This window comes from Nonomuraea cavernae (assembly GCF_014646355.1).
Taxonomy (GTDB): domain Bacteria; phylum Actinomycetota; class Actinomycetes; order Streptosporangiales; family Streptosporangiaceae; genus Nonomuraea; species Nonomuraea cavernae.
In genome coordinates, this window is sequence record NZ_BMNH01000030.1 from 50,855 (window position 1) to 74,533 (window position 23,679).

At 69.7% G+C, this 23,679-nt stretch carries 27 protein-coding genes and 1 pseudogene; 8 read left to right on the forward strand and 20 right to left on the reverse strand.

Annotated elements, in window-relative coordinates; genetic code table 11:
* The 4 genes and pseudogenes from IEY82_RS32435 to IEY82_RS32450 form a co-directional block, all read left to right on the forward strand.
* Positions 1-426, forward strand: a pseudogene (locus IEY82_RS32435) (steroid 3-ketoacyl-CoA thiolase); the annotation flags it as partial.
* A 68-nt stretch (positions 427-494) separates the two neighbouring features.
* Positions 495-1,259: an SDR family NAD(P)-dependent oxidoreductase gene (locus tag IEY82_RS32440; RefSeq protein ID WP_189128083.1), complete on the forward strand. Its 765-nt coding sequence runs from the start codon at positions 495-497 to the stop codon at positions 1,257-1,259.
* Positions 1,256-2,023 carry a crotonase/enoyl-CoA hydratase family protein gene (locus tag IEY82_RS32445; RefSeq protein WP_189128084.1) on the forward strand — a complete coding sequence of 256 codons (768 nt, stop codon included), beginning with the start codon at positions 1,256-1,258 and terminating at the stop codon, positions 2,021-2,023. The genes IEY82_RS32440 and IEY82_RS32445 overlap by 4 nt, the downstream gene beginning before the upstream one ends.
* Positions 2,024-2,073: 50 nt before the next feature.
* Positions 2,074-3,111: an LLM class flavin-dependent oxidoreductase gene (locus IEY82_RS32450; protein WP_189128085.1), complete on the forward strand. Its 1,038-nt coding sequence runs from the start codon at positions 2,074-2,076 to the stop codon at positions 3,109-3,111.
* A gap of 23 nt (positions 3,112-3,134) precedes the next feature.
* Here IEY82_RS32450 and IEY82_RS32455 read toward each other — a convergent pair whose 3' ends face one another.
* Positions 3,135-4,280: a cytochrome P450 gene (locus tag IEY82_RS32455; protein WP_225263984.1), complete on the reverse strand. Its 1,146-nt coding sequence runs from the start codon at positions 4,278-4,280 to the stop codon at positions 3,135-3,137.
* A gap of 221 nt (positions 4,281-4,501) precedes the next feature.
* Between IEY82_RS32455 and IEY82_RS32460 the strand changes: the two genes are divergently transcribed.
* Positions 4,502-4,696: a ferredoxin gene (locus IEY82_RS32460; RefSeq protein WP_189128087.1), complete on the forward strand. Its 195-nt coding sequence runs from the start codon at positions 4,502-4,504 to the stop codon at positions 4,694-4,696.
* 110 nt (positions 4,697-4,806) lie between these two features.
* Here the strand turns inward: IEY82_RS32460 and IEY82_RS32465 are convergent, their stop codons facing one another.
* Positions 4,807-5,547, reverse strand: coding sequence for a FadR/GntR family transcriptional regulator (locus IEY82_RS32465; protein ID WP_225263982.1), 741 nt, complete (start codon positions 5,545-5,547; stop codon positions 4,807-4,809).
* Positions 5,548-5,735: 188 nt separating this feature from the next.
* Between IEY82_RS32465 and IEY82_RS32470 the strand changes: the two genes are divergently transcribed.
* The gene (locus tag IEY82_RS32470; protein WP_189128126.1) at positions 5,736-6,563 is read left to right on the forward strand and encodes an enoyl-CoA hydratase/isomerase family protein; all 828 of its coding nucleotides are present in this window, start codon (positions 5,736-5,738) and stop codon (positions 6,561-6,563) included.
* A gap of 69 nt (positions 6,564-6,632) precedes the next feature.
* Here the strand turns inward: IEY82_RS32470 and IEY82_RS32475 are convergent, their stop codons facing one another.
* The 9 genes from IEY82_RS32475 to IEY82_RS32515 all read right to left on the reverse strand — a co-directional run bounded on the left by IEY82_RS32475 (position 6,633) and on the right by IEY82_RS32515 (position 15,184).
* Positions 6,633-7,157: a pyridoxamine 5'-phosphate oxidase family protein gene (locus IEY82_RS32475; protein ID WP_189128088.1), complete on the reverse strand. Its 525-nt coding sequence runs from the start codon at positions 7,155-7,157 to the stop codon at positions 6,633-6,635.
* Between the two features lie 91 nt (positions 7,158-7,248).
* A complete protein-coding gene (locus IEY82_RS32480) occupies positions 7,249-7,971 on the reverse strand; it encodes an ABC transporter ATP-binding protein (RefSeq protein ID WP_189128089.1) in 723 nt (240 codons plus the stop codon).
* A complete protein-coding gene (locus tag IEY82_RS32485; RefSeq protein WP_189128090.1) occupies positions 7,964-8,728 on the reverse strand; it encodes an ABC transporter ATP-binding protein in 765 nt (254 codons plus the stop codon). The genes IEY82_RS32480 and IEY82_RS32485 overlap by 8 nt, the downstream gene beginning before the upstream one ends.
* On the reverse strand, positions 8,725-9,639 hold the full coding sequence (locus tag IEY82_RS32490) for a branched-chain amino acid ABC transporter permease (protein WP_189128091.1): 915 nt from the start codon (positions 9,637-9,639) through the stop codon (positions 8,725-8,727). The genes IEY82_RS32485 and IEY82_RS32490 overlap by 4 nt, the downstream gene beginning before the upstream one ends.
* Positions 9,636-10,526: a branched-chain amino acid ABC transporter permease gene (locus IEY82_RS32495; RefSeq protein ID WP_189128092.1), complete on the reverse strand. Its 891-nt coding sequence runs from the start codon at positions 10,524-10,526 to the stop codon at positions 9,636-9,638. Before IEY82_RS32495 ends, IEY82_RS32490 begins: the two co-directional genes overlap by 4 nt.
* A 235-nt stretch (positions 10,527-10,761) precedes the next feature.
* Complete coding sequence (locus IEY82_RS32500; RefSeq protein ID WP_189128093.1) at positions 10,762-11,940, reverse strand: ABC transporter substrate-binding protein; 1,179 nt, start codon at positions 11,938-11,940, stop codon at positions 10,762-10,764.
* A gap of 93 nt (positions 11,941-12,033) precedes the next feature.
* The gene (locus IEY82_RS32505; RefSeq protein ID WP_189128094.1) at positions 12,034-13,224 is read right to left on the reverse strand and encodes an NAD(P)/FAD-dependent oxidoreductase; all 1,191 of its coding nucleotides are present in this window, start codon (positions 13,222-13,224) and stop codon (positions 12,034-12,036) included.
* Positions 13,225-13,226: 2 nt separating this feature from the next.
* Positions 13,227-14,024 carry an amidohydrolase family protein gene (locus tag IEY82_RS32510; RefSeq protein WP_189128095.1) on the reverse strand — a complete coding sequence of 266 codons (798 nt, stop codon included), beginning with the start codon at positions 14,022-14,024 and terminating at the stop codon, positions 13,227-13,229.
* Positions 14,024-15,184 carry an acyl-CoA dehydrogenase family protein gene (locus IEY82_RS32515; protein ID WP_189128096.1) on the reverse strand — a complete coding sequence of 387 codons (1,161 nt, stop codon included), beginning with the start codon at positions 15,182-15,184 and terminating at the stop codon, positions 14,024-14,026. The genes IEY82_RS32510 and IEY82_RS32515 overlap by 1 nt, the downstream gene beginning before the upstream one ends.
* A 121-nt stretch (positions 15,185-15,305) precedes the next feature.
* Here IEY82_RS32515 and IEY82_RS32520 point away from each other — a divergent pair, with 121 nt between their 5' ends.
* The gene (locus tag IEY82_RS32520; RefSeq protein WP_189128097.1) at positions 15,306-16,067 is read left to right on the forward strand and encodes an SDR family NAD(P)-dependent oxidoreductase; all 762 of its coding nucleotides are present in this window, start codon (positions 15,306-15,308) and stop codon (positions 16,065-16,067) included.
* 4 nt (positions 16,068-16,071) lie between these two features.
* Here IEY82_RS32520 and IEY82_RS32525 read toward each other — a convergent pair whose 3' ends face one another.
* The 7 genes from IEY82_RS32525 to IEY82_RS32555 all read right to left on the reverse strand — a co-directional run bounded on the left by IEY82_RS32525 (position 16,072) and on the right by IEY82_RS32555 (position 20,910).
* On the reverse strand, positions 16,072-16,836 hold the full coding sequence (locus IEY82_RS32525) for an enoyl-CoA hydratase/isomerase family protein (protein WP_189128098.1): 765 nt from the start codon (positions 16,834-16,836) through the stop codon (positions 16,072-16,074).
* Between the two features lie 158 nt (positions 16,837-16,994).
* Positions 16,995-17,591 carry a nuclear transport factor 2 family protein gene (locus tag IEY82_RS32530; RefSeq protein WP_225263980.1) on the reverse strand — a complete coding sequence of 199 codons (597 nt, stop codon included), beginning with the start codon at positions 17,589-17,591 and terminating at the stop codon, positions 16,995-16,997.
* A 23-nt stretch (positions 17,592-17,614) separates the two neighbouring features.
* Positions 17,615-18,052, reverse strand: a complete 438-nt coding sequence (locus IEY82_RS32535) for an acyl-CoA thioesterase (RefSeq protein ID WP_189128099.1) — start codon at positions 18,050-18,052, stop codon at positions 17,615-17,617.
* Positions 18,049-18,477 (reverse strand): MaoC family dehydratase, encoded by a 429-nt coding sequence (locus IEY82_RS32540; protein ID WP_189128100.1) that lies wholly within the window; start codon positions 18,475-18,477, stop codon positions 18,049-18,051. The genes IEY82_RS32535 and IEY82_RS32540 overlap by 4 nt, the downstream gene beginning before the upstream one ends.
* Positions 18,477-18,935 carry a hotdog family protein gene (locus tag IEY82_RS32545; protein ID WP_189128101.1) on the reverse strand — a complete coding sequence of 153 codons (459 nt, stop codon included), beginning with the start codon at positions 18,933-18,935 and terminating at the stop codon, positions 18,477-18,479. Before IEY82_RS32545 ends, IEY82_RS32540 begins: the two co-directional genes overlap by 1 nt.
* Positions 18,928-20,481, reverse strand: a complete 1,554-nt coding sequence (locus tag IEY82_RS32550) for an AMP-binding protein (protein ID WP_189128102.1) — start codon at positions 20,479-20,481, stop codon at positions 18,928-18,930. The genes IEY82_RS32545 and IEY82_RS32550 overlap by 8 nt, the downstream gene beginning before the upstream one ends.
* Before the next feature lie 21 nt (positions 20,482-20,502).
* Entirely contained in the window at positions 20,503-20,910 is a 408-nt protein-coding gene (locus tag IEY82_RS32555; protein WP_189128103.1) for a nuclear transport factor 2 family protein, read from the reverse strand.
* 325 nt (positions 20,911-21,235) lie between these two features.
* On the opposite strand from IEY82_RS32555, the gene IEY82_RS32560 reads away from it, so the two are divergent.
* Positions 21,236-21,739 (forward strand): Lrp/AsnC family transcriptional regulator, encoded by a 504-nt coding sequence (locus IEY82_RS32560; protein WP_189128104.1) that lies wholly within the window; start codon positions 21,236-21,238, stop codon positions 21,737-21,739.
* Between the two features lie 113 nt (positions 21,740-21,852).
* On the opposite strand, the gene IEY82_RS32565 is transcribed toward IEY82_RS32560, so the two are convergent.
* Positions 21,853-22,776 carry an SPFH domain-containing protein gene (locus IEY82_RS32565; protein ID WP_189128105.1) on the reverse strand — a complete coding sequence of 308 codons (924 nt, stop codon included), beginning with the start codon at positions 22,774-22,776 and terminating at the stop codon, positions 21,853-21,855.
* 115 nt (positions 22,777-22,891) lie between these two features.
* Entirely contained in the window at positions 22,892-23,656 is a 765-nt protein-coding gene (locus tag IEY82_RS32570) for an ABC transporter permease (protein ID WP_189128106.1), read from the reverse strand.
* Positions 23,657-23,679 lie beyond the last annotated feature (23 nt).

A 23,679-nucleotide genomic window follows, 5' to 3' on the forward strand; every position in this document is an offset into this window, starting at 1 on the left:
AGCGCTCTGCTGATCATGAGCGAGGAACGCGCCAGGGAGCTCGGACTGCGGCCCCGCGCCCGGCTGCTCGCCTCGGCCGTCTGCGGCGACGATCCCCTGCTCATGCTGACCGGCCCGATCGCCGCGACCGGCAAGGTGCTCGCGCGGGCCGGGCTGTCGATCGGCGACATCGACGCGGCCGAGGTGAACGAGGCGTTCGCCAGCGTGCCGCTGGCCTGGCGGGCCGAGCACCCGATCGCCGAGAACCGGCTCAATCCGCGTGGCGGGGCCATCGCCCTGGGCCATCCGCTGGGCGCCTCCGGCTGCCGGCTGATGACCACGATGATCAACCATCTCGAGCAGACCGGGGGACGTCTCGGTCTCCAGACCATGTGTGAGGCAGGCGGCATGGCGAACGCCACCGTCGTCGAGATCCTCGCCGGCTGACCTCGCGGCGGCCGTCCCCCAGCGGCCCCGCGGAAGCTGACTTCGCAGAAAGGAATGATGGTGATGTCATGGACCTGACCGACAGTTCGGCCGTTGTGACCGGAGGCGCCTCCGGTCTCGGCCTGGCGACCGTCCGCCGGCTCACCCGTGCCGGGGTGTTCGTGGTCATCGTTGACCTGCCGGCCTCCAGCGGCGCCGAGGTCGCCAAGGAGTTCGGCGGACAGGCCGTCTTCGCCCCGGCCGACGTGACCGATCCCGGCGCTCTGTCCGCGGCCTTCGACCAGGCGGCGGAGCGGCATCCGCTGCGCACCCTGGTGCACTGCGCCGGACGCGGAGGCACCGTGCGGGTGGTGGAACGCGACGGCAGCCCTGGATCGCTGGACGACTACGAGGCCATCGTCAGGATCAATCTCGTCGGCACGTTCAACGCGCTCCGGCTGGCCGCGGCCCGGATGGTGACGAACGAGCCGGTCGGCGGGGAGCGTGGCGTCTGCGTGCTGACCGCCTCCGTCGCCGCCTGGGAAGGGCAGATCGGCCAGATCCCCTACGCCTCGGCCAAGGCCGGCGTGGTCGGGATGACCCTGGTCGCCGCCCGCGATCTCGCCCGGAAGCTCGTCCGGGTGAACACCATCGCCCCGGGCGTCTTCGACACCCCCATCCTGAGCAGGCATCCGCGGGAGGTGCTGGACAAGCTCGCGGCGGCGGTGCCGCACCCCTCCCGCCTCGGAGCGCCGGACGAGTACGCGGCACTCGCCATGCACATCCTGGAGAACCCCATGCTGAACGGTGAGACCATCCGGCTGGACGGCGCGATCAGGATGCAGGCCCGATGAGCGACCAGCAGGTGCTGACCGAACGGCACGGCAACGTTCTGGTCGTCACGATCAACCGCCCCGAGGCGCGCAACGCGATCAACACCGTGACCGCCGAGGCGATCGCCGACGCGATGCGGCTGCTGGACGAGGACGACTCGCTCTTCGCCGGCGTCATCACCGGCGCCGGAGGCACGTTCTGCGCGGGGATGGATCTGAAGGCGTTCCTCGCCGGGGAACGCCCCTCGGTGCCGGTGCGCGGGTTCGCCGGAATCGTCGAGGCGCCTCCGCGCAAACCGATCATCGCCGCCGTCGAGGGCTACGCGCTGGCGGGCGGCTTCGAGATCGCCCTGGCGTGCGACCTGCTGGTGGCCGCGGAGGACGCCAGGTTCGGACTGCCCGAGGTCAGGCGGAGCCTGGTGGCCGGGGGCGGCGGCCTGATGCGCCTGTCCCGGCGGATCCCCTACCACCACGCGATGGAGTGGGCGCTGACCGGCGAGCTGGTCGACGCCAGGCGCGCCGACGCGGCCGGGCTCGTCAACCGGCTGGTCCCGCCCGGCCAGGCGCTGGCCGCCGCGCTCGAACTGGCGGAACGGATCGCGGCCAACGGCCCCCTGGCGGTCCGCGCCACGAAGCAGATCATCACGAACGCGCGCGATTGGGACTCGGCCACGGAGTTCGACGAGCAGCGCAAGCTGTCCGAGCCGGTGCGTTCCTCCGAGGACGCCCGCGAGGGAGCCCTGGCGTTCACGGAGAAGCGGGCACCTCGGTGGCGTGGCCGATGAGCACACCACCGAGCACGCCACCGGATGCGCGAGGAAAGGCCGGCTGACAGATGGAATTCGGAATCCTGATGGGTGACGAGCGGGTCGAGGTGCCCGCACGCGAGCACCTCGACCTCCTCCTCCGTACGGCGGAGGCCGCCCAGCGCAACGGCTTCACCTACCTGACGATCGGGCAGCACTTCCTGTACGACGGCTACCGGTGGATGCAGCCCATCCCGCTGCTGTCGCGGCTGGCGGCGGAGCTCGACGACGGGGTGAAGCTCGGCACGAGCATCGTCATCGGCCCGCTGTACCACCCGGTCATGCTGGCCGAGGAGCTCGCCACCCTCGACATCCTGACCGGCGGCAAGCTCGTGGTGGCGGTCGGCACCGGCTACCTGCCCCACGAGTACGAACGGCTGGGCGTGCCCTTCAAGGAGCGCTACCAGCGACTGGAGGAGCTGCTCACGATCATGCGTCTGCTGTGGTCGCGGGACCGGGTGTCGTTCTCCGGGAAGTTCTGGCAGCTCGACGACGTGCCCACGCACCTCAGGCCGCTACAGCAGCCGAGCCCGCCGATCTGGATGGGCGCGCAGAAGCAGCTCGGCGTGCGCCGCGCCGCGCGGCTGACGGACGCGTGGACCGTGACACCGCAGCAGACCGTGGACGAGGTCGACGCGCTGGCACGGGTGTTCGCCGCCGAGCGAGCCTCCCTCGGGCTGCCGCTCGGCCGGCTCCCGGTACGCCGCGAACTCATGATCGGCGGCGATCGCGACGACGCGCTCCGGCGCTTCGAGGCGGTCGCCCGGGGCAAGTACGAGGCGTACGCCGACCGGGGCATGGAGGCGCTGACCCAGGAGCAGGTCCGTGAGCGGTTCGCCTCGACCGTCGCTGACCATGTGATCCTCGGCGACGCCGAGGAGTGCCGCCGGCAGGTGCGCGAGCTGGCACGCCGCCTGCCGATGGGACAGCTGCTGGTCCGGCCGCACTGGCCGGGGATGTCGGCGGCCGACGCCACGGCCTACCTGGACGAGGTGGGCCGGGAGATCGTGGCGCCGCTGCGCGACCTGGAGTCGGTGGAGTTCGCGGACTTCCTCCAGCGGGCCTGACCGGTCCGCGCGACGGCCTGTCGTCACCCGGACCGGTCGTCGCGCGGCAACCGGCGCGGTCCGGGGGTGAAGCGGGCCGGGATCTTGTGGAACCCGATGTTGACACCCTGCCGGGCGTAGGGGACGAGACCGTCGAGGTCGATCTCGTAGTCGGGCATCCGCTCGAGGATCTGGCCGATCAGGCTGCGCGCCATGGCCCGTCCGAGGTGCGAACCGGCGCAGCGGTGCAGGCCGACGCCGAAAGCGGTGTGCCGGTTGGGCCAGCGGTCGATGTCCAGCGCGTCGGGGTTCTCGAAGCCCCCGGCCTCGTCACGGTTGGCCGACCCCCAGGCCAGCAGGACGCGGTCGCCGGTCCGCATCGGGCAGCCCCGGAACTCGACGTCCTTGGTGACGGTGCGGGCCAGCGCCTGGGTGGGCGAGAAGTAGCGCAGGAACTCCTCGATCGCCCGGTCGAGAAGGCCGGGGTCGTCCTTGATGCGCAGGCGCACGTCCGGGTTCTGGTAGAGCCACACGAGAGTCTGCCCGACGAGCGAGGCGGTCGTGCCGACGCCGCCGGAGATCAGCAGGTCGACAATGGCGAAGACCTCCTCATCGGTCAGCGGCCTGTCGTCGACCTGCTGCTGGACCAGGAAGCTGATCACGTCGTCGGCCGGGTTGAGGCGCCGTTCGGCGATGACCTCCCACATCTGCTTGGACAGGTAGGGCAGGTCCACCTCGACCGCCTGCCGGAACTCCGGGCTGTCCGCCACGGCCGACAGGGTGGCCCGGTGCGCCGAAGAGTAACGTGACCACTCCTCGACCGGGAGCCCGAGCCAGTCGATCGTCACGATCGAGGGCACCCCGATGATCTCCGCGAAGTCGGCCTCGCCGGCCTCGATCACCCGGTCGATGAACCAGGTCGTGTAATGGGAGATCATGTCCAGCATCCGCTCGACGGCGGCCGGAGCCGTGATCAGGTTGACCAGCTTCCGATATTTCCTGAAGTCGGGCGGGTCGATCTCGATGGGGATGTGCAGGTGCATCGGGGTCTTGGGGATGGTCACCGAAAGTCCCTCGCCGCCATAGGACGTGCGAGCGGACGAGAACGTGTAGTCGTCCCGCGCGGCCTCGAAGACGCTCTCGTAGTCCGACAGGACCCAGTAACCCCCATGGGCTTCGGTCCAGGCCACGGGATGCTCCGCCCTCAGTTTCCGATAGGCGCCGACCGGATCCGCGGCATGCTCCGGGGAGTGGTGATCGAAGTGAACAACAGGGCACCGGTCCGGGGACGACATCGATGCACCTTCCTCTCAGGAGACCTCGACGATACTATATTCATGGTTATACTAGATTCGAGCGGTGTCAACATCGAGCCCCAGGCGACCACGGCCGGGGCGTCAAGGAGGAAAGCATGCGGGTGTCCGTTGATCTCAACGTTTGCCAAGGTCACGGTGTCTGCTACATGACGACACCGGAGATCTTCGAGCCACGGGAGGAAGACGGCCAGGCGCACGTCGTCATCAGCGGCGAGCTTCCTCGCGAGCACGAGGACGCGGCCGTCCTCGCGCAGCAGAGCTGCCCCGAACGGGCCATCACCGTGGAGTGACCGCAGCGGCGACCGAACACCGGCCCCGAAACGGTCACGTCAGAAAGGTCACACCAAAGGAAGGACACGGAGCGACCTCGAGGAGCCGGCCGCTCACCAAAGAAAAGGTTTTACTTGATGGAACCCCAGCGGATGACCTGGCCCAGCACATTGGGGAACTTTCGTTCCGCGTACGTCACGTACTCCTGGATGTGCTCGCGCATGCGCTCCTCCGACTGCTTGGGGTCACGCGAGGTCAGCGCCTTGAAGATCTCCCCATGGGCCTTGAGTATGGCCTTGCGCCGGATGGGCGGATAGTCGATGCCTATGACGGTGCCGTCCATGATGCCCAGCAACGACTCGACCAGATATCCGAACAATGGATTGCCCGACGACCAGGCGATGATGTCGTGAAAGCGCTTATTGGCTTCCAGGAACGTATCCTGGTCGTCCAGGTCGTCGCTCATGAGCTGAATCGTGGCGCCCAGCTCGTCCAGTGACTCGTTGGATATGCGTTCGGCGGCCAGGCGGCTGATCATGGGCTCCATGGCGGAGCGCACTTCGACAATGCTCCGGAATGGCGCTTCTTTCAGCTGCATCAGCAGGATGACCGTGCTGGACAGATGCGACGCGTCCGGCGTTTGCAGGACGGGCCCTCCCTTGGGCCCCGGCTTCAGGGAAATGACCCCCTGGACCTCCAGCAGTCGCAGCGCCTCACGAAGGGTGCCCCTGCCGGTGCCGTAGGTCTCCAGCATCGACTTCTCGGCGGATAGCAGGTCTCCTGGGCCGAGCCCCTGCTTGATGGCGTCATTGATGATGCGCTGGGCAATGAGCATCGCCGCTTTCTGCGGACGCGGCGAGTTGTTCACCATGGCTGTGCCCTTCGACGTCGAGTTTGCCACTTAGATCTTGCCACCCCACAGAACCACTGTGGTGCCCGCATATGTGACGCACGCAACATTGACTCGGCCTGTGATTATGAGCAACATTAGCATGGATTTACAGGCGGTGCGAGCCGGAGCCTCAGGGCGCGGGCGTCATGACAGCTGCCCTCCCCACGATGTCGTCGCTGGTGAAGCGACTGTCATCACGACGACCCCGCCATTCCTGGAAGGTTGTTTCAGTGACGAGTGTCCTGACAGAGGTGGTTGACTCCACGCTCTGGATTCGCTTGAACAGGCCGGAACGCAGGAATGCGTACGACGAGGCGATGGCACAACAGATAAGCGAGATCCTTGAGGATACCGCTTCCTACCGGACCGTGGTGCTGACCGGAAACGGCGGCGGCTTTTGCGCCGGCGGGGCTCTGGGAAGCCTCCGGCAGCCGACGAGCGGTGACATGCGGCGGCTGTACAGCGCGTCGCTACGGCTGTTCGACGCGATCAGGAACTGTCCGAGACCCGTCATCGCGGCCGTGAACGGCCCGGCGGCCGGAGGCGGCAACGAGCTGGTCGTGGCGTGCGACCTGGCGATCGCCGGACGCTCGGCCACGTTCGGGCAGACGGGTCCGCGGGTGGGCAGCGCGCCGGTGACCGGGGCGACGAACGTCATGGGCGTCCAGATCGGCGAGAAGCGCGCCAAGGAGCTGTCGTTCCTGTGCCGCAGGTACTCCGCGGAGCAGGCCCTCGCCATGGGGCTGGTCAACGAGGTGGTGGACGACGACCAGGTCGAGGCCACCGTACGGGCGTGGTGCGACGAACTCGCCGCCCTCAGCCCCCGCTACCTGGAGATCGCCAAGATCAGCTCGAACATCTGGTGGAACGCGGCGCGTGACTCCTTCAGTTCGGGCATCGGCATGCTGGTCCAGGCGATCGGCAGCGAGGACATGATCGAGGGAGCCACCGCCTTCCTCGAGAAGCGCAGGCCGCGGTTCGCCGACCCCCGATAGCGTCCGTCCGGTCGGCCCCGCGGGTGACCGACCCCGCGTCCGTCGCCCGAGCCCGATGGGCGGGGCCCGCTACCTGCCCGTCGTGTCACGGGCCGCGTGCGGCGAGCCGCCGCGGCCGTCGCCGGGCAGCTTGCGGGAGTCGTGGCTGACCGCGATCCGCACCGGGCGCACCTCCAGGACCACCCGCCCGGGGCTGTCGAGCAGCCGCACCATCTCGCCGGGATCCCCGGGCGCGAGCTTGGCCGCGAGCCGCGGCAGAAACCACCTCCTGGTGTCCTCGTCGTGACTCGTCAGAGCCACCCCACGGACCGCCAGCATGCGGCGGCCGGGCAGGGAGGTTCCCGCGTTCGAGACGACAATGGTCACCCGGGGGTCGATCCCGACGGCCTTCGCGTGCGCGCGGTCGCGCACGGCGGTCAGCCAGAAGCGGTCCTCCTCGTAGAGGAAGCTCATGATCACTCCGGCCGCCCAGCCGTCGGGGGTGGTGAAGGTGAAGGTGCACTCGGTCTGAACGGCCAGCAGCTCGCGCCGGGCATCGGCGTCGAGCCGCAGGGGGCGCAGATCCTCAAGGTCGTCGATTCCCGTCCTGCCCATGGGGTTCTCCTCCTTTACTCGCCGAGCTCGCCGGGCTCGCGGGGCGACGCCCGGCGACGTCACCGCGCCTCCCGGTCCCACGCGGCCGGTGTCAGTTCTCGGTGACCAGGGCGGCATCACCGAGGAAGGCCCGCAGCACCAACGAGTGGGAAGCGGCCTCCTTGGCCGTCCCGCTGAAGACGACCTCACCCCGGGACACGACGGCCACGTCGTCCGCGACCTCCAGCCCCGCCTCGGCGTTCTGCTCCACCATCAGGACCCCGATCCCGGAGTCGGCCATGGCGCGGATGCTGCCCAGGACGGTCTCGACCATCGTCGGCGCCAGCCCCATGGACGGCTCGTCCAGCATCATGATCTTCGGCTGGGCCATCAGCGCCCGCCCGAAGGCCAGCATCTGCTGCTCGCCGCCGGACAGCAGCCCCGCCGGGCCGTCCTGCCGCTCCCTGAGCACCGGGAACATCTCGAAGACGCGGTCGAGGATGCCCGCCAGCTCGCCGCGGGCGGTGGTGTAGCCGCCCATCCGCAGGTTCTCCAGCACCGTCAGCGGAGCGAAGACGCGGCGTCCCTCCGGGACGAGCACCAGCCCCCGCTTGACGATCCAGTGCGCGGGCCGGCCGGTGATGGCCGTGCCGTCGAGCACGACTTCGCCCGAGTCGGGCTTGTGCAGCCCGGCGGCCGATCTGAGCGTGGTCGTCTTGCCCGCGCCGTTGGCGCCGAGGACCAGGGTGACCGTGCCCGGCCGGGCCGTCAGGGTCACGCCCCGCACCGCGGTGACCTTGCCGTAGCTGACGTGCAGATCCCTGATCTCAAACATGCTCGCTCCACCGCTTCCCCAGGTACGCCTCACGCACCGCCGGCTCGCGTACGACGGAGGCCGGGACGCCGTCCGCGATGAGCTTGCCGAAGTTCATCGCGAAGAGGTGGTCGCACGTGTCGACCATCATCTGGACGTCGTGTTCCACGAGCACCTGGGTCAGCCCCTCTTCTCGCAGTTCGCGGAGTAGGGCCGAGATCTCCTGCCGCTCCGACTGGTTCATGCCGGCCGTGGGCTCGTCGAGGAGCAGCAGCCTGGGCTTCGCGACGATCGCGCGGGCGATCTCCACCCGCCGCTGCGCCCCGTAGGAGAGCTCGCCCGGCCGATGCCGTTCCAGGCCGCGCAGACCGGTCCGCCCGATCGCCTCGGCCACGTCGTCGTCACCTTTGCCCCGCTCTCGGATACCCCTCCCCCGGATCCGGTCGGCGCCCAGCCTGACGTTCTCCTCCACGGTCAGGCCGGGCAGCAGCCGTACGGTCTGGAAGGTGCGCGCCACGCCACGCCGGGCGAACGTCGCGGCGGGTATCCGGTGGTACTCCTCGCCGTCCAGGTGGAGCGAGCCCGCGGTCAGGTCGACGAACCGGGTGAGCGCGGCCAGCAGTGTGCTCTTGCCGGAGCCGTTGGGACCGAGGACGCCGAAGATGCTTCCCTCGGTGAGGTCGATCGACAGGCCGTCCACCGCCTTGACTCCGCCGAAGTGCACTGCGGCGTCCTTCACCTGAAGGAGCGGGGTGCTCTGGTCCTGAATGCCACTCAAGCGGGTGTCCCCTCTGCTCGCGACCCGAGTGGGGTCCGGTCACCGTCTCCGGATCCGGCGTCGCGCCGGGAGCGTTGCCAGGATCGGTAGGCGTCGGTCATCATCCCGAGCAGGCCTCCCGGCACCCAGATCGCCGCGAGCGCGACGATGACGCCGTAGATCACCTTCTGCCATTGACCGGAGAACTCCAGGAAGCCCGGCAGCCAGGTGAAGATCATCGCGCCGATCAGGGCGCCCGCCCAGGATCGCGAGCCGCCGACGATGATCATCGTCAGGGCCAGCACCACCAGGGAGAAGCCGATGTCGGTGGGGGCGATCGTGGTGCGCAGCAGCACGTTGAGCCCGCCGGCGCAGGCACCGAGCAGCGCGCTGATCACGAACGCCGCCTGCCGATGCCGCCGCACGTCGATGCCCATCGAGGCGGCGAGTTCGGGATCCTCCCTGACCGCCTCCACCCGGCGGCCGATGGCTCCCCGCTCGCTGTAGGCGAGCAGCCCGATCACCACCGCCGAGATCAGCACCAGGTGGAGAGTGGTGACGTCGGCCAGCGCGCCGAACAGCCCGCTCGGACCCCCGGTCAGGTCGCCGCCGTTGACGGCGAGCACGCCGACGATGAGGTCGAACGCGATCGTGGCCATGCCCAGGTAGAGGCCGCCCAGCCGGCGAACCGTCAGAGCGAGCAGGTAGCCCACTACTCCGGCGATCAGCATGCCCGCGCCGATGGCGGCCGCCGCCGGCCACTCGTACCGGATGGTCATGATGGCGGCGACGTAGGCGCCGATGCCGTAACAGCCGATCCCCGCGAAGGAGAACACGCCGAAGCGGATGGGCACCTGCAGGCTCAGCGCCATGAGCAGTCCGACGAAGGTGGACTGGATCAGGATGATGTTGGTGTCGTACCAGGCGATCATGTCCGGCGCACCTCTCTACGGCCGAAGAGTCCCTCGCTCTTGAACAGGAGTACGGCGAAGATGAAGCCGAAGGAGACCGCGTCCACCCACAGGCCGGAGGTTTGGGTCAGCACGATCGTCTCGGCCACGGCCAGCACGTAGGCGCCGACGATCACGCCGGCCATGCTTCCGACGCCACCGAGGATGACGGCGGCGAACGCCTTGATCAGCAGGACGTCTCCGCTTTCGGGCGTGATCGCGCCGAGGTTGTAGGTGAGCAGCACGCCGGCCAGTCCGGCGAGGCCGCCGGCGACGGCCATGGTGCTCAGGCTGAGCACGCGCCGGTTGACGCCCATCAGGGAAGCCGTCTCGGGGTCGACGCCGATCGAGCGCAGCGCGAGGCCGGAGCGCGAGAAGCGCAGCCAGACGATGACCCCGATGCCGATGACCAGTGCCGCGGCGACGACCATGAGCTGGGTGCTGGTGACGCGGACGCCCAGCAGCGAGAAGGTGGACGTCACGTAGCTGGAGCCGGCGAAGCCGAACGGGTTGCTGCCGGTCACCTCCTCGGCGATGGCCAGCGGGATGGCCGCCACGCCGATGCCGCCGATGAGGATCTGCATCTCACCGCTGCGATGGTCCTTGGCCCTTCGCATGATGGGCTGGAACGCCAGCAGCTGGACGGCCACGGAGAGCAGCGCCCCCACCGCCGCGCCGATCACGATCAGCGCGGGCAGCGGCAGCCGCACCTGGTCGGTGATGACGGAGGACACGAAGGCCGCGAACATGAAGATCGCGCCATGGGCGAAGTTCAGGATGCCGACGGTGCCCCAAACCAGGCTCATGCCGAGGGCGAAGAGCAGATAGATCGATCCGAGCGAGAGCGCGTTGATCAGATCCTGGAGCATCGGGACTCACTCCGTTTCGGGGTGCGTTGTCGGCCCATCGGACCCCCTGGGAGGCAATATATGAGCATCATTCTCATAGTTGGTTCCAGAACAGTAAAGGGCGTCAGGCGCCTTGTCCAGAGCCGGTGACGACCTCGGGGAGCGGGTCAGCTCCTGGGTGAGCCCCGTCGGCGCCGAGGGCCGTCACCGCGCTGGGCGCGTCACCGGCGGACGCCGTCCACCGGTGACGCCGGGCTCAGGAGTCGCTCCCGACCAGCACCTCTTCCGTGCCGTTCCACTGGACGATCACACCGGTCAGCCGCATGTCCCGGTTCTCGAAGGCGAGCTTGCCCATCGCCCCCTCGAACCCTTCGGCCGCTACGACGTCCAGGCCGCGCTGGATGTCGTCACGCGAGGCGCCTCCGGCCTGCTTGACGGCCCGGGCCAGCCACCAGGCCGAGTCGTAGCCCTCGGCCGCGTAGTTCAGCGGCCGCTCGTTGAACTTGGCCTGGTAGAGGTCGACGAACTTCTTGGTCGACTCACCCGGCTGGTCGGGGTGGAAGTCGGACGGCCACGTCATTCCGGCGCCGTCCTGACCGGCGGGCTTGAGGTTGCCGGCACCGGCGGCGGTGTTGCCGAGCACGAGCCCATCGAATCCGGCCTGCCGCAGTTGCCGCATGGCCGTGGGATTCTGCCCTCCGACCAGCAGCAGCGCGATGGCGTCCGGCTTCTCCTTGACCACCTTGGAGATCGGCGCGGCGAAGTCCTGCGTGGTCATCTGCACGGCGGCGCTCGACACGACCGAGAACCCGAGCTCGGCGCCCATCTCGGGCAGCACCTTCTCGGCGACCTCCTTGAGGGTGGGCAGGGTCGTGTTGTAGACGACGCCGAGGGTCTTGACGTTCTTGGACTTGATGTGGTCCCCGATGACGCGGTAGTAGCTCGTCATCGGCGGGGTGGCCCGGAAGGTGTACTTGCCGATGACCACGCCCTCGCTGCCCGCCTGACTGTAGATGATGGGCATCTTCCCGCGCTCGGCCAGGGGCGAGGTCGCCGCCGCCTGGTCGCTCGCCACCGGACCGAAGACGGCGGCATAGCTCTTGTCCTGGATCGCGGCCGTCATCTGGCTCGCCGCCGTCTGCGCCTTGCCCGCCGGATCCTTGGACTCAAGGACGATCTTGGTTTCCCCCAGGAACTTCTCGGCGTTGATCTGTTCGACCGCCAGCTCGATGCCCTTGATCGTGGACAGGCCGGTGAACGCCACCGGTCCCGTCCGATCCTTGATCGTCATGATCTTGATCTCCGCGGGCAGTCCGCCTTCGGCGCTCACTGCCGCTTCACCGCCGGAGCCACAGGCGGTGACGGCGAGCAGGCCGGCCATGGCCAGCGTGACGGGGATGCCTCGCCCTAACGAGGCGAGCAGAATTCCACGCATCCGATCCTCCTGGAAATATGCATGGTAATCATGCCTATGATTACCATGGCTCACGCTAGAGGGAGCCGGGACGGCTTGTCCAGGGCTGACGGACTACGACTGGACGACTCCACGACCGGCGACCCATTCGGCCCCCTGCAGGAGCAGCTTCCGGTAGCGCATGGCGTCGGGCAGGGCGTTGAACGCCACCACGGCGTGCAGCGCGCCCTGACCTCCCGTGATCGCCGCGAAGCGCTCCTCGCCGGGGCCGCCCGAGACGAAGACGACCTCGTCGCCGGGCAGGACGCGGCCGAAGATCTGAAGGCGGCCACCCGTCTGGTCGGACCAGACGTAAGGGAGCGAGTCGAACACCGTGGGCGTCCCGGTCACCGTGGCGGCCACCGCCATGGCCTGTTCTCCGGCGCTCGTCCAGTGCTCCAGCCGCAGGGCTCCCCCGTATCTCGTGGAGTGCCAGCGGGCGACGTCGCCGACCGCGTAGACGTCGTCCGTTCCCGTGGCGCGCAGCGTGGCGTCGCAACCGACGCCGTCCGAGATGTCCAGACCGCTTCCGTGGAGCCAGCCGACGGCGGGGCTCGCGCCGACGCCCACCACGACCAGGTCCGCCGCCACGACGGACCCGTCGTCCAGGAGGAGTGCCTCCACCCGCGAGCTCCCGCGCCATCGCGAGACGCTCCGGCCCGTCCGCAGCGAGACGCCCATGGAGCGGTGTCTCGCCGCCATCACGTCACCGAGCACCGGTCCCAGCCCCCGGGTCATCAGGGTGGGCGCCGGGTCGACGACGGTCACGTCCAGCCCGAGAGTCCTGGCGGCGCAGGCTACCTCCGCTCCGATGAAGCCGCCGCCGACGACCGCCACCCGGGGCCCGCCCGCGAGCGCGTCCCGGACGGCGACGGCGTCGTCGAGGGTGCGCAACGTGTGCACCCCGGGAGGCGGGTGCCGGTCCGGCACGGTCCGCGGCGTGGCGCCCGTGGCGGCGATCAGGACGTCGAACGGCAGGCGTCCGCCGTCCTCCAGCTGGACGGCCCGGCCGGCGCGGTCGACTCGCGTCGCGGGCGCGCCCAGGCGCAGCTCGACCTCCAGTTCCTTGGCCTGCTCGGCGGTGAGCAGGGCGACGGAGGAGTCGTCGATCTCGCCGAGCAGGAAGGCCTTCGACAGGGGAGGCCGGTCGTAGGGCAGGTGAGGCTCGCTTCCCACCAGGGTGACGCGTCCTTCGAGTCCTTTGCGGCGCAGCGCCTGGACGGTGCGGACCCCCGCGAGGGACGCGCCGACGACGACCACGTCCACGCTCAGCCGGCCTTCGCGATGCCGAGCAGGCCGGCGAGGGTGCCGCCGAGGATCGCGGCCTCGTCCTCGGGGTCGAGACCGAGTGCCCGGATGGCCGCGATCTCCGCGGCGGGGTCGGCCATGGGCCAGTCGGAGCCGTACACCATGCGTCCGGCGCCGTGGGCGGCGATGATGCCCCTGAGCCGGTCGGGGTCCAGGTCGGCGAGGCGGGGCGGCCAGGAGGTCTCCAGGACGGCACGCGAACCGATGATCAGTTCCTCGGCCTCGTCCAGCCGGTGGTATCCGCCGTAGTGGCAGGCGATGAGCGTCAGGCCGGGCACGGCGTCCAGCAGGGCACGCAGGTGGCGGGGCGCCCCCCGCTCGTTGGACGCCTCGTCGCTGCCCGCGCCCGCGTGCGTGATGACGACGATCCCCGCCTCGGCCAGGCCCGCCAGCAGTTCGACCACGCGCGGATCGGCGAGCGACACCTCCTGGAAGAGCGGGTGCAGCTTCACTCCGCCGATGCCGTGGCGGCTCAGCGACGCCAGGTTCTCCTCGACGCTCAGGTCGGGGTGCACCGTGCCGAACGGGATGAACCTGGAGCGGTCGATGGACCCGATGAACTCGTTGGTGCGTTCGACGGTTCGGGCCACGGTCGCCACGCCCAGGCACATGGCCAGGTCGATCCCGGCGTTGTCCATCGTCCGGCGCAGGCCGTCGAGGGTGCCGTCGTGCACCGCGTCGAGACCGGCGGGGCGGTCGGCCAGCACCTTCGCCGCGATGTGGTCGGGCCACACGTGGCAGTGCGCATCGATGATCATCAGGCGTCCTTTCGCAGGTACGGCTTGACCAGCTGCTTGGCCAGGGAGTCGAGCACGACCTCGGTGGCCCCCTCGTAGACCCGCATCGGCCTGGCCTCGCGGTAAAGCCGCTCGATCACGCTGCCGCGGACCAGCCCGAACCTGCCCATGACCTGGACGCAGCGGTCGGCCACCCGGCCGGCGATCTCCGTCGCACCGACCTTCGCCATGGAGGACAGGTGCAGGTTGGCCAGCGGGTCGCGGGCGGAGGCCGCCGCCGCGCGGTAGGTCAGTGAGCGCGCCATCTCGATCTCCACCCAGGACAGGGCCAGCGCATTGGGGACCGGGCCGAGCCTGGCCAGGGGCACGCCGAACTGCTCCCGGCCGGTCGTGTGCCGCACCGCCTCGTCCAGCGCGGCCTGGGCGAGGCCGACCGCCGCGCCGGCCACGGAGACCCGGAACGTGGCGAGCGTGGCCAGCGCGATCGTGAACGCCTTGCCCGGCTCGCCGATCCGATGATCGGCCGGCACCCGCACGTCGTCGAGCACCACGTCGCCGAGCACGTGCGGAGCGATGATCTGGTGCGGATGGTCGACGACGACACCCGGGGCGTCGGCGGGGACGAGCACCATGGAGTAGCCGTCGCCCTCCCGGCCGAACACGCAGTAGAAGTCGGCGTCGCCGGCGTTGGTGATGAACGACTTGTGCCCGTTGACCACGAGCTCGCCGCCGTCGCGGACGATCGTCGTGCTGATCGACTTGAGGTCGGAGCCCGCCCGGGGTTCGGTCAGCGCCAGGGCGCCGATCGCCTCACACTTCGCCATCCTGGGCAGCCACCGCGCGCGCAGCTGGTCGTCTCCGGCCGCCCACAGCGCGTAGCCGCCGATGCCCTGCATCGCGTAGAGCGAGTCCAGGTGCCCGCTCACGCCGGCGAGGGCCTCGCGCACCACGGTCACCGCCAGGGAGTCGACCTGGTCGAAACGGCCGCCGAACTCCCGCGCCACCACGGTCTCCACCAGGCCGCTGGCGGCCAGCGCCTTCCGCATCACGGGGTCGACGTGGTCGGCCTCGTCGGCGACCGCGGCCCGATCGGCCACCGAGTCGGCCAGCCGTCTCGCCTCGTCGCGCAAGGATCGGTACCGCGCCGGAAGCTCGAACAGGCCGTGGTCTGCAGCGTTCATCGGATCACTCACTCGATCAGCAGGGGCTATTTATGCTAACCATAGCGATAAATAGACTAGGCTGAAAGCCCGTACGCCCACGTCGGGCACCCCCCAGCCCCCCGCAGAAGGAGCCACGCCCATGGGACCCGAGACCCCCTCGTTCGACCTCTCCGGCAAGGTCGCCCTGGTCACCGGAGGCAGCAGAGGGCTGGGCCGCGCCATGGTGGCCGGGTTCGCCGCCGCGGGAGCGGACGTCGTGATCGCCAGCCGCGACGGCGCGAGCTGCGCCGCGTACGCGCGGGAGATATCCGAGAGCACCGGCCGCCGCGCCCTGCCCTACGCCGTGCACGTCGGGCACTGGGACGAGCTGGACGGCCTCGTCGAGGCGGCGTACGAGGAGTTCGGCCACGTCGACGTCCTGGTCAACAACGCCGGCATGTCGCCCCGGTACGACGACGTCACCGAGGTCACCGAGAACCTGTTCGACAAGGTCATCGGAGTCAACCTCAAGGGGGCGTTCCGGCTGACGGCGCTCGTCGGCTCGCGGATGGCGAGCGGCTCCGGCGGCTCGATCATCAACATCAGCAGCGCAGCCTCCACCCGGCCGCGCCCCGAACTGCTGCCCTACGCGGCGGCCAAGGCCGGCCTCAACGCGCTCACCGCGGGCTTCGCGCACACCTTCGGGCCCCGCGTGCGATGCAACGCCATCATGGCCGGCACGTTCTTCACCGACGTCAGCAAGTCGTGGGACCGCGAGACGTTCGACGCCCGCGCGCAGCGGTTCGCCCTCAGGCGCGGCGGGGAGCCGAACGAGATCGTCGGCGCCGCCCTCTACCTCGCCAGCGACGCGTCGAGCTACACGACGGGGGCGATCCTGCCGGTCGACGGCGGGCAGCCCTGACCGGTCAGCGGCCGCGTTCCGCCCGGAACGCGGCCACCGCGTCGTGGTGTTCGCCGGTCCCGAACAACAGGGCCGTGGCCTCCACGGACTCGTTGAACCCGGCTCCCGTGTCGCGGTTGATGAACGCCTTGCCGACCTGAACGGCGAGCGGCGGATTGCCGGCGATCTCCGCGGCCAGCGCGACGGCCTGGTCGAGCAACGACTCGTCGGGGTGCACCTCCTGCACCAGCCCAGCGCTCCGGGCCCGGTCGGCGTCGATGGCGCGGCCGGTCAGCGCCAGATAGCGGGTCCAGTGCCTGCCCATCACCTGGGGGCCGCGGACGACGCCGTAGCCGGGTGTCAGCCCCACGGTGGGTTCCTTGAACGCGAACCGCGCGGAAGATCCGGCCAGCACGATGTCACACGCCAGGGCCAACTCCGTGCCCCCGCCGAAGGCGAGCCCGTTGACCGCGGCGACGACGGGCACGGCGCACCGCTCGACCGAGTGGAAGGCGTCGTAGACCAGCCGCAGGTGCGGCCGCACCTTGCTCACCTGGCCGTCGAGGTCATGGAACATGTCGATGTCCCCGCCGGCGGAGAACGCCCGTCCGGCGCCGGTGAGCACCGCCGCGCGCACCCCGTCGCCGTGGCCCAGCCCCTCCATGAGCTCGCGCAGCTCGTGGAACCATGTCTGGTCCATGGCGTTCAGCTTCTCCGGCCGGGCCATGGTGATCAGAAGGACCCCGGCGGCGGGCTCGGTCAGGGTGAAGCGCAGCATCTCACGTGACATGTTCGGTGCCCTCCCGGTCCCAGGTGTCCGCGGTGACACCTTCGGCACGCAGCTTGTACTTCTCCACGCGCTGGCTCGGTGTCATCTGGTCAGCGCCGCAGATCCGCGCAGCTCTCTCACGACCGGTCCTCTCAGCTTGATCCGCGGCCGGCGCCGGTTCAGTCGCGGTAGGTCGTCCAGGTGGGCAGTGACTCGGGGTAGTCGGCTCGTCCGGGCGGCGCTCCGGGCCAGCGCATCCGGTCGGGCGCGGTCAGGCCCCTGCTCATCTCCTCCATCGGCACGGCGTACATGAAGGTGATCGACCGGTGCGCGAACAACCAGCGGTCGCCGGCGCACCGGTAGGCGTCGTCGTAGCGGTAGGCCGCCATGACGGCGGTCTTCCTGGTCACGAGTTCCGCGTGCCCGGCGGCCCAGCCCACGGCCGTCCGGCCGGGAGTGAGCTCGACGACGTGGGCGTCGAGCGTGTGCAGGGTCAGCCGGTAGAGGCCCATCGCCTCCGCGTAGGCCGCCCGGACCGCCGCGTGCCCGGCCGCGCTCACGCCGCGACGTTCGAAGACGCCGTCCTCGGTGTACATGCCGACCACCGCGTCGATGTCGTGATCGTCCACCGCGCGGGTGTAGAGCAGCGCCAGGTCCCGGATCGCCTCCCGGTCCCGCAGGTCGCGCAGCTCGGCCTGCCACGCGTCCAGGCCGGCTTCCGGGGGATGACGGACTCTCGTCCGGGCGTCGATCAGGCGGGAGAGGTTCACGGTCACGCGTGGTCTTCGGCCCGCCACGGTCAGCCGCCCTTCGGCACGTCGAAGCGGGGAGCGGGCAGCGACTCCAGGACGGCCCGCAGCTTCTCGGGGACCGGGGCCTTCTTCCAGTCGAGGTCGCGGCAGGCGTACGTCATCTGCCCCCGGGTCACCAGCTCGTCGTCCCGGGTGAACTCGTAGCCGACCACGTACGAGCTGGCGCCGATCCGGTCGAGGACGACCTGGCAGGTCAGCTCGTCGAACACCTTGACCGCCTGGATGTAGGTGGCTCCGGAGCTGATGCCCACGGTGAGGATCCCCAGCTGCTCCTGCATCTCGCCGCTCCTGATGCCCTGTGAGTACAGCCACGTGGTGTAGGCGCGCTCCATCCAGCGGTAGTAGATGCCGAAGTAGGCGATGCCCACGACGTCGCAGTCGCCGTAGGCGAGCTGGAAGGTGAGCCGGTCGGGCCGTTGTGTCAACGTGTCTCCTCGGTAGCGGGTGCCAGAGCGACGGTCGCCGTCCCCTTCAGGACCGGTTCGCCGCCGACGACGGCGAGGAAGACCTCGCAGTCGGCCAGCCGGTCGCCGTTCTCCTCCCGGACCGCGGTCACGACGCCGCCGGCGCGCAGCTGGTCACCCGCGAACACGTTGCCGAGGAAACGGACGCGGAGCCGGCGCAGCCGGTCGTGCCCGCCGCTCCAGGCCGCCAGCATGTTCATGACGTAGCCCATGTTGAGCGGCCCCTGGTTGACGGGCCGGTCACCCATGCCCAGCGCGCGGACCGCCTCCGCGTCGAAGTGGATCGGGTTGGGGTCGGCCAGCAGCGCCGCCGTCGTCTTCATCTTCTCGGCGCTGACCGAGGCCACGTGCCACTCGGGTAGTTCGGCGCCCACCACGACGTCCATCAGCTCCTCCGGGGAAAGACGATCGAGTTCCAGCAGGTGGCGACGTGCGCGCCGTCGGCCTCGTCGTACAGCTCCAGCTGGTAGCCGACCACGTCGAACGGCCCGGCGGAGCGTCCTACCTTGCGCTCCGCCGAGGTGATCTCGCCGCTGACCTGGTAGACGCCGCCCACTTTCAGCGGGCGGTGCACCGTGGTCTCGTGCTCGCCGAACATCGGCCCGTCGCTCGCCCGGGCGCCGAACCAGCCGAACAGGTCGTCCCAGGTCAGGCCGGTGGCGCCGGTCGCGGCGAGCCAGACGAAGAGGGGGTGTGCCACCTCGTCGCCCGGCTCGTCGAGGACCACGTCCGCGACCAGCCAGGCGCGCCACGGCTCCACGGTGAACGTCCCGCCGGGGAACCGCCGCCCGATCTGCGCCTTCACCTGCTCCGGCGACGGGGTCCCGAGGCTGCTGTCAGACATTTCTTTCCTGGTCCGCCCAGTACGGAGCACGCAGATCGCGCTTGAGGATCTTGCCCGTGGGCGCCTTGGGGAGCTCGGAGACGAAGTCCACCGAACGCGGCTTCTGGTATCCGGCCAGGTGCGTGCGCGCCTCCTCGATGATGTCGTGCTCGGTCGCCTGCTGGCCGGGCTTGAGCACCACCACCGCCTTCACCGACTCGCCCCACTCCTCGTCCGGCACCCCGATGACGGCGCATTCGAGCACGGCCGGGTGACGGGCGATGGCCTCTTCCACCTGCACACTGAAGATGTTCTCACCACCGGAGATGATCATGTCCTTGGCCCGGTCGACGATGAAGACGTAGCGGTCCTCGTCCCAGGTGGCGATGTCGCCCGTCCACATCCAGCCGTCCCGCAGCGTCTGGGCGGTCAGCTGGGGCTGGTTCCAGTAACCGACCATGTTCGCCTCGGACCGGACGATGATCTGGCCCGGCGTCCTGCCGTCACGGGGCACCTCGTTGCCGAGCGGGTCCACCACGCGCACGGTGGTCACGAAGCCCTCGCGTCCGCAGGACCGCAGCCGCTCCTCGTGGACGCCCGCGACGGCGGCGGCGTGGTCCTCCTGCGACAGGAAGCACATCGTCGTGCCCTCGGTCTGGCCGTAGCCCTGGATGAGGGTGCACGGGAACGAGTTCAGCGCCTGGCGCACGATGCTGGACGGCATGGGGCCGCCGCCGTACTGGATGTTGCGCAGGCTGGAGATGTCGTAGCCGCTGAAGCCCGGGACCGCCATCATCCAGTTGAGCATCGTGGTGATGCCGAGGAAGGCCGAGACGCGCTCCGCCTCGATGATCTCCAGGGCCTGCTTGGCCTCGAAGTTCACCAGGACCAGCGGGCAGCCGTGCTTCATGTAGTTCATCGCCAGGACGATGGGGATGTGGTACATCTGCCCGGTCAGCATGTAGACGTCCGAGGGAACGATCCGCTCGGCGACGGTCTGGTTGAGCATGCCGGCCGCGGCGCTGCGATGCGTGTGCAGCGCTCCCTTGGACTTGCCCGTCGTCCCACCCGTGTAGAGGATGAAGAACGGGTCGTCGTCGGCGATCTTGGAGGCCCACTCCGGCTCGTCGTCCGACGCCGAGCCGATCAGCCGGTCGAGGCTGCCGTCGCCGTCGTCGCCGAACTCCAGCCAGTGTGGCACGTCGACCTGCCGCTGCAGCTCACCGATCACGTCCGACCACTCCGAAGCGCTGATCACGACCTGGGGGGTCGCGTCCCGCACGATGGCCGCGAGCTCGGAGGCGGCCAACCGCCAGTTGAGCGGCTGGGTCACCAGCCCGGCACGGCCGGCGGCGTAGTAGAGCGCCTGATATTCGGCGCAGTTGCGTGACAACATCGCGACCCGGTCCCCCGGCCGCAGGCCGAGGCCGCGGAGCCCGTTGGCCAGCCTGCGCACCAAGGCGTCGAATTCGCGCCAGGAGAGCCGGCGGTCGTTGGGCGCGTCGTAGACCGCCTGCCTGCCGGGGGTCAGCGCGGCCCACTTCGCGGGGATGAGTCCCTGATTCATGTCGCTACCTGTCCTGCTCTGTCAGTACGGAAGGTCGAGGGCGATGTGCCGCTTGCTCAGGCGCCATGTACCGTCCTGGCGGACCAGTTCGTCCTCGTAACGCCCCGTGGAGAGCACCTTGAGGGTGTCGTCCTGGATCGCGATGAGGGTGAGGTACGAGACGGCCTGGGCCGAGTCCTCATCGCCGCCGCGCACGATCAGGTTGGTGCCCAGGTGACGGCGCTGGTCGTTCTGCGAGGCGAGCGAGTCCGCCATCAGCTTCACGATGGCCGCGCGTCCCTCGAAGGGGCCGATCAGGGAGCCGCCCTGGATGCTCATGGTGAGGACCGCGTCCTCGGCGAAGCAGTCGGCCATGTCGTCCATGTCGTTCTCGTCGTACGCCAGGGAGTACCGGTTGAGGACGTTCTCGATCGCTCCACGATCTGGCATGGGGGTCTCCGTTCGGATGAGAGCACGCGCGACCTCACAACAAGGCCGATCCCTTGGTGCATCTCTTGCGCATCATAGGCATGAATAGCGGCACCGTCTATGGCCCGATCCCGGGATGGTCCGGCCCGTCCGCCCGGCCGCCCGCGTGGTCGTCGGCGACGTCCGTCATCGCCCCGTCGCGGGACGGGGGCGGCTTGAGGGTTCATCGGAGCTGACGCCGATGTCCGCTGATCCGGACCCAGATGGTCAGATTGTCAACACTCTGCGATAATCTTGAGCTTCTTGCTCAGCCCATAGCCCCGGCAACCGACGACAGGTGATCACGGTGACCAGCATCGACCGGCTCGACGCGGAGCTCCTGATCGCGCTGTCCCACGACCCCCGCGCCGGCACCAGCGAACTGGCGGCCAAACTGGGGGTCGCCCGCAACACCGTCCAGGCCCGCTACCAGCGGCTCGCCGAGTCGGGCATCCTGGCGGGCTTCAGCGCCCGCGTCGATCTCGAACGCCTCGGCCTGCCGGTGACCGCGTTCCTGCACCTGCAGCTCGCGCAGGGCGCGCTGCAGGAGGTCACCGACGGGCTCGGCCGCCTCAGCCACGTGCTGGAGGTCTGCACCACCACCGGCACCAGCGACGTGATGGCCCGGGTCGCCTGCCGCAGCCACGCCGAGCTCCAGTCGCTGATCCAGGAGGTCCTGACCATCCGCGGCGTCGTCCGCTCGACCACCGAGATCGCCCTGACGACCCCGGTGCAGTATCGCCTCGGCCCGCTGCTGGAGACGCTGACCAGCGACCAGGGTCGCGGCCGCAGCGGCGACCGGCGCCGCTGACGCCACCGACCGGCAGGCACGCGCCGGTCCACCGGCCGCTGACACCTCCGGCAGGCATACGAGCGCCGATCCACCGGCCGCCGGTGTCAACGGGCGGCACGCCGCGAGCCGGGCTACCGCCGGTCGGTCTCCTCGCCCGCGTGGTAGGCGAAGGTCCTGCGCACGATCTCGTCGGCGGGTGTCAGCTCGGGCGTGGCCGGATCCGGGAGCTCTCGCGCCTCCCCCGCCGGTGACCGCGCGGCGGCGGGTTCGGCGGGTTCGGCGGTTTCGCCCTGCTCGCCGGTGCGCGCGCTGCGGTCGAAGAAGCGCAGCAGCTCCACCGGCAGCGGCATGACCAGCGTGGACGACTTCTCCGCCGCGACCTCCACCACGGTCTGCAGCAGCCGCAGCTGGAGCGCGCCCGGCGTCTCGGACATGATCGCCGAGGCGTCGGCCAGCTTCCGGGACGCCTGGAACTCACCCTCGGCGGTGATCACGCGGGCCCGCCGTTCCCGCTCCGCCTCGGCCTGCCTGGCCACCGAGCGCTTCATGGACTCCGGCAGATGAACGTCCTTGATCTCCACCCGGTCGATGTGGATGCCCCAGCCGAGCGCCGGGCTGTCGATCATCAGCGCCAGTCCCCTGTTCAGCTCCTCGCGGTTGGACAGCAGGTCGTCCAGCTCGCTCTTGCCGATGATGGACCGGAGCGACGTCTGCGCCACCTGCTCCACGGCGAACAGGTAGTTCTGCACCTGGACGGCCGCGCGCAGCGGATCCTGCACGCGGAAGTAGGCGACGGCGTCGACCTGGACCGAGACGTTGTCACGGGTGATGCCCTCCTGCACGGGCACCGGCATCGTGACGATCTGTACGTTCACCTTCTTCATCCGGTCCACACCCGGAATGATCAGGTTGAGACCTGGCTGGCGGATCTTCCGCTGGGCCTGCCCGAGGCGGAAGACCACGCCGCGCTCGACCTGGTTGACGATTCGGATGCCGCTGAGCGCCGTCCAGATGAGGAGGAGGGCGATCAGCCCGAGCACGATATTGATGATCATCGGCCTATCCCTTCCACTCCAAGGCTAGGTCCGAGCCGGGTCAGGCGATCCCCACGACCTGGTCAAGAAGGCGATATCCCCTGGCGCCAGCCGGGCTGCCGCCCGGACCCCGGTGCTAGGCGTCGCGCACCCGTAGCAGCAGCCCGCCGCCCAGCAGCGCCGCGACGGCCCAGGCCGCCGGCACGCCCAGGCCCGCCCAGGGGCTGAGGGGCAGGCCGGCGAGGTCGGTGGTGGCCTGGACGGCGAGCCCGGCGTTCGTCGGGGAGATCTGCCACACGATCCGCTGCCAGTCCTCGTCGGTGATCACCAAGAGGAGGGCGGGAAAGAGGTAGAGCAGACCGAGCACGACCCCGATGGCGGTCGCGGAGTCCCGTACGGCGGTGGCGACCCCCAGGCTGAACAGGGCGATCAGCACCAGGTAGAGCACCGAGCCGACGGCGGCGCGCAGCATGGGGCCGCTGGTCAGATTGAGCGTCTCGGCGGCGAAGCCGTTGTCGAGCAGGACGCGCCGCGCGACCGGCAGAGAGACGAGCACGGCGACGCTCCCGGCGGTCAGGGTCAGCCCGGCCACGAGGATCGCCTTGGCGGCCAGCACACCGATCCGGTGCGGCATGGCCGTCAGGGTGACGCGGATCATGCCGGTGCCGTATTCACCGCTGATCGCCAGGACGGCGAGGACGGCGACGGCCGCCTGGCTCACCTGGACCCCGAAGAGGCTGATCCTGGCGGGGTCGTAGCCGCAGCCGTCCGGGGCACAGGACACGACGGCGGAGGCCGCGACGCTCACGGCGACGGTCAGCACCACGATCGTGAGCAGCAGCCGGCCGGTGTCCCTCAGGGTGCGGAGTTTCGTCCACTCCGCATGCAGGTGCTTTCTCATACGCTCCTCCAGCGACGCCGGCA

What these genes read in the sequence shown, in the direction of transcription:
- IEY82_RS32440 (WP_189128083.1), top strand. Translation starts at nt 495, where the DNA reads ATGGACCTGACCGACAGTTCGGCCGTTGTGACCGGAGGCGCCTCCGGT.
- IEY82_RS32445 (WP_189128084.1), top strand. Translation starts at nt 1,256, where the DNA reads ATGAGCGACCAGCAGGTGCTGACCGAACGGCACGGCAACGTTCTGGTC.
- IEY82_RS32450 (WP_189128085.1), top strand. Translation starts at nt 2,074, where the DNA reads ATGGAATTCGGAATCCTGATGGGTGACGAGCGGGTCGAGGTGCCCGCA.
- IEY82_RS32460 (WP_189128087.1), top strand. Translation starts at nt 4,502, where the DNA reads ATGCGGGTGTCCGTTGATCTCAACGTTTGCCAAGGTCACGGTGTCTGC.
- IEY82_RS32465 (WP_225263982.1), bottom strand. Translation starts at nt 5,547, where the DNA reads ATGGTGAACAACTCGCCGCGTCCGCAGAAAGCGGCGATGCTCATTGCC.
- IEY82_RS32470 (WP_189128126.1), top strand. Translation starts at nt 5,736, where the DNA reads ATGTCGTCGCTGGTGAAGCGACTGTCATCACGACGACCCCGCCATTCC.
- IEY82_RS32475 (WP_189128088.1), bottom strand. Translation starts at nt 7,157, where the DNA reads ATGGGCAGGACGGGAATCGACGACCTTGAGGATCTGCGCCCCCTGCGG.
- IEY82_RS32480 (WP_189128089.1), bottom strand. Translation starts at nt 7,971, where the DNA reads ATGTTTGAGATCAGGGATCTGCACGTCAGCTACGGCAAGGTCACCGCG.
- IEY82_RS32490 (WP_189128091.1), bottom strand. Translation starts at nt 9,639, where the DNA reads ATGATCGCCTGGTACGACACCAACATCATCCTGATCCAGTCCACCTTC.
- IEY82_RS32495 (WP_189128092.1), bottom strand. Translation starts at nt 10,526, where the DNA reads ATGCTCCAGGATCTGATCAACGCGCTCTCGCTCGGATCGATCTATCTG.
- IEY82_RS32500 (WP_189128093.1), bottom strand. Translation starts at nt 11,940, where the DNA reads ATGCGTGGAATTCTGCTCGCCTCGTTAGGGCGAGGCATCCCCGTCACG.
- IEY82_RS32510 (WP_189128095.1), bottom strand. Translation starts at nt 14,024, where the DNA reads ATGATCATCGATGCGCACTGCCACGTGTGGCCCGACCACATCGCGGCG.
- IEY82_RS32515 (WP_189128096.1), bottom strand. Translation starts at nt 15,184, where the DNA reads ATGAACGCTGCAGACCACGGCCTGTTCGAGCTTCCGGCGCGGTACCGA.
- IEY82_RS32520 (WP_189128097.1), top strand. Translation starts at nt 15,306, where the DNA reads ATGGGACCCGAGACCCCCTCGTTCGACCTCTCCGGCAAGGTCGCCCTG.
- IEY82_RS32525 (WP_189128098.1), bottom strand. Translation starts at nt 16,836, where the DNA reads ATGTCACGTGAGATGCTGCGCTTCACCCTGACCGAGCCCGCCGCCGGG.
- IEY82_RS32540 (WP_189128100.1), bottom strand. Translation starts at nt 18,477, where the DNA reads ATGGACGTCGTGGTGGGCGCCGAACTACCCGAGTGGCACGTGGCCTCG.
- IEY82_RS32545 (WP_189128101.1), bottom strand. Translation starts at nt 18,935, where the DNA reads ATGTCTGACAGCAGCCTCGGGACCCCGTCGCCGGAGCAGGTGAAGGCG.
- IEY82_RS32550 (WP_189128102.1), bottom strand. Translation starts at nt 20,481, where the DNA reads ATGAATCAGGGACTCATCCCCGCGAAGTGGGCCGCGCTGACCCCCGGC.
- IEY82_RS32555 (WP_189128103.1), bottom strand. Translation starts at nt 20,910, where the DNA reads ATGCCAGATCGTGGAGCGATCGAGAACGTCCTCAACCGGTACTCCCTG.
- IEY82_RS32565 (WP_189128105.1), bottom strand. Translation starts at nt 22,776, where the DNA reads ATGATCATCAATATCGTGCTCGGGCTGATCGCCCTCCTCCTCATCTGG.
- IEY82_RS32570 (WP_189128106.1), bottom strand. Translation starts at nt 23,656, where the DNA reads ATGAGAAAGCACCTGCATGCGGAGTGGACGAAACTCCGCACCCTGAGG.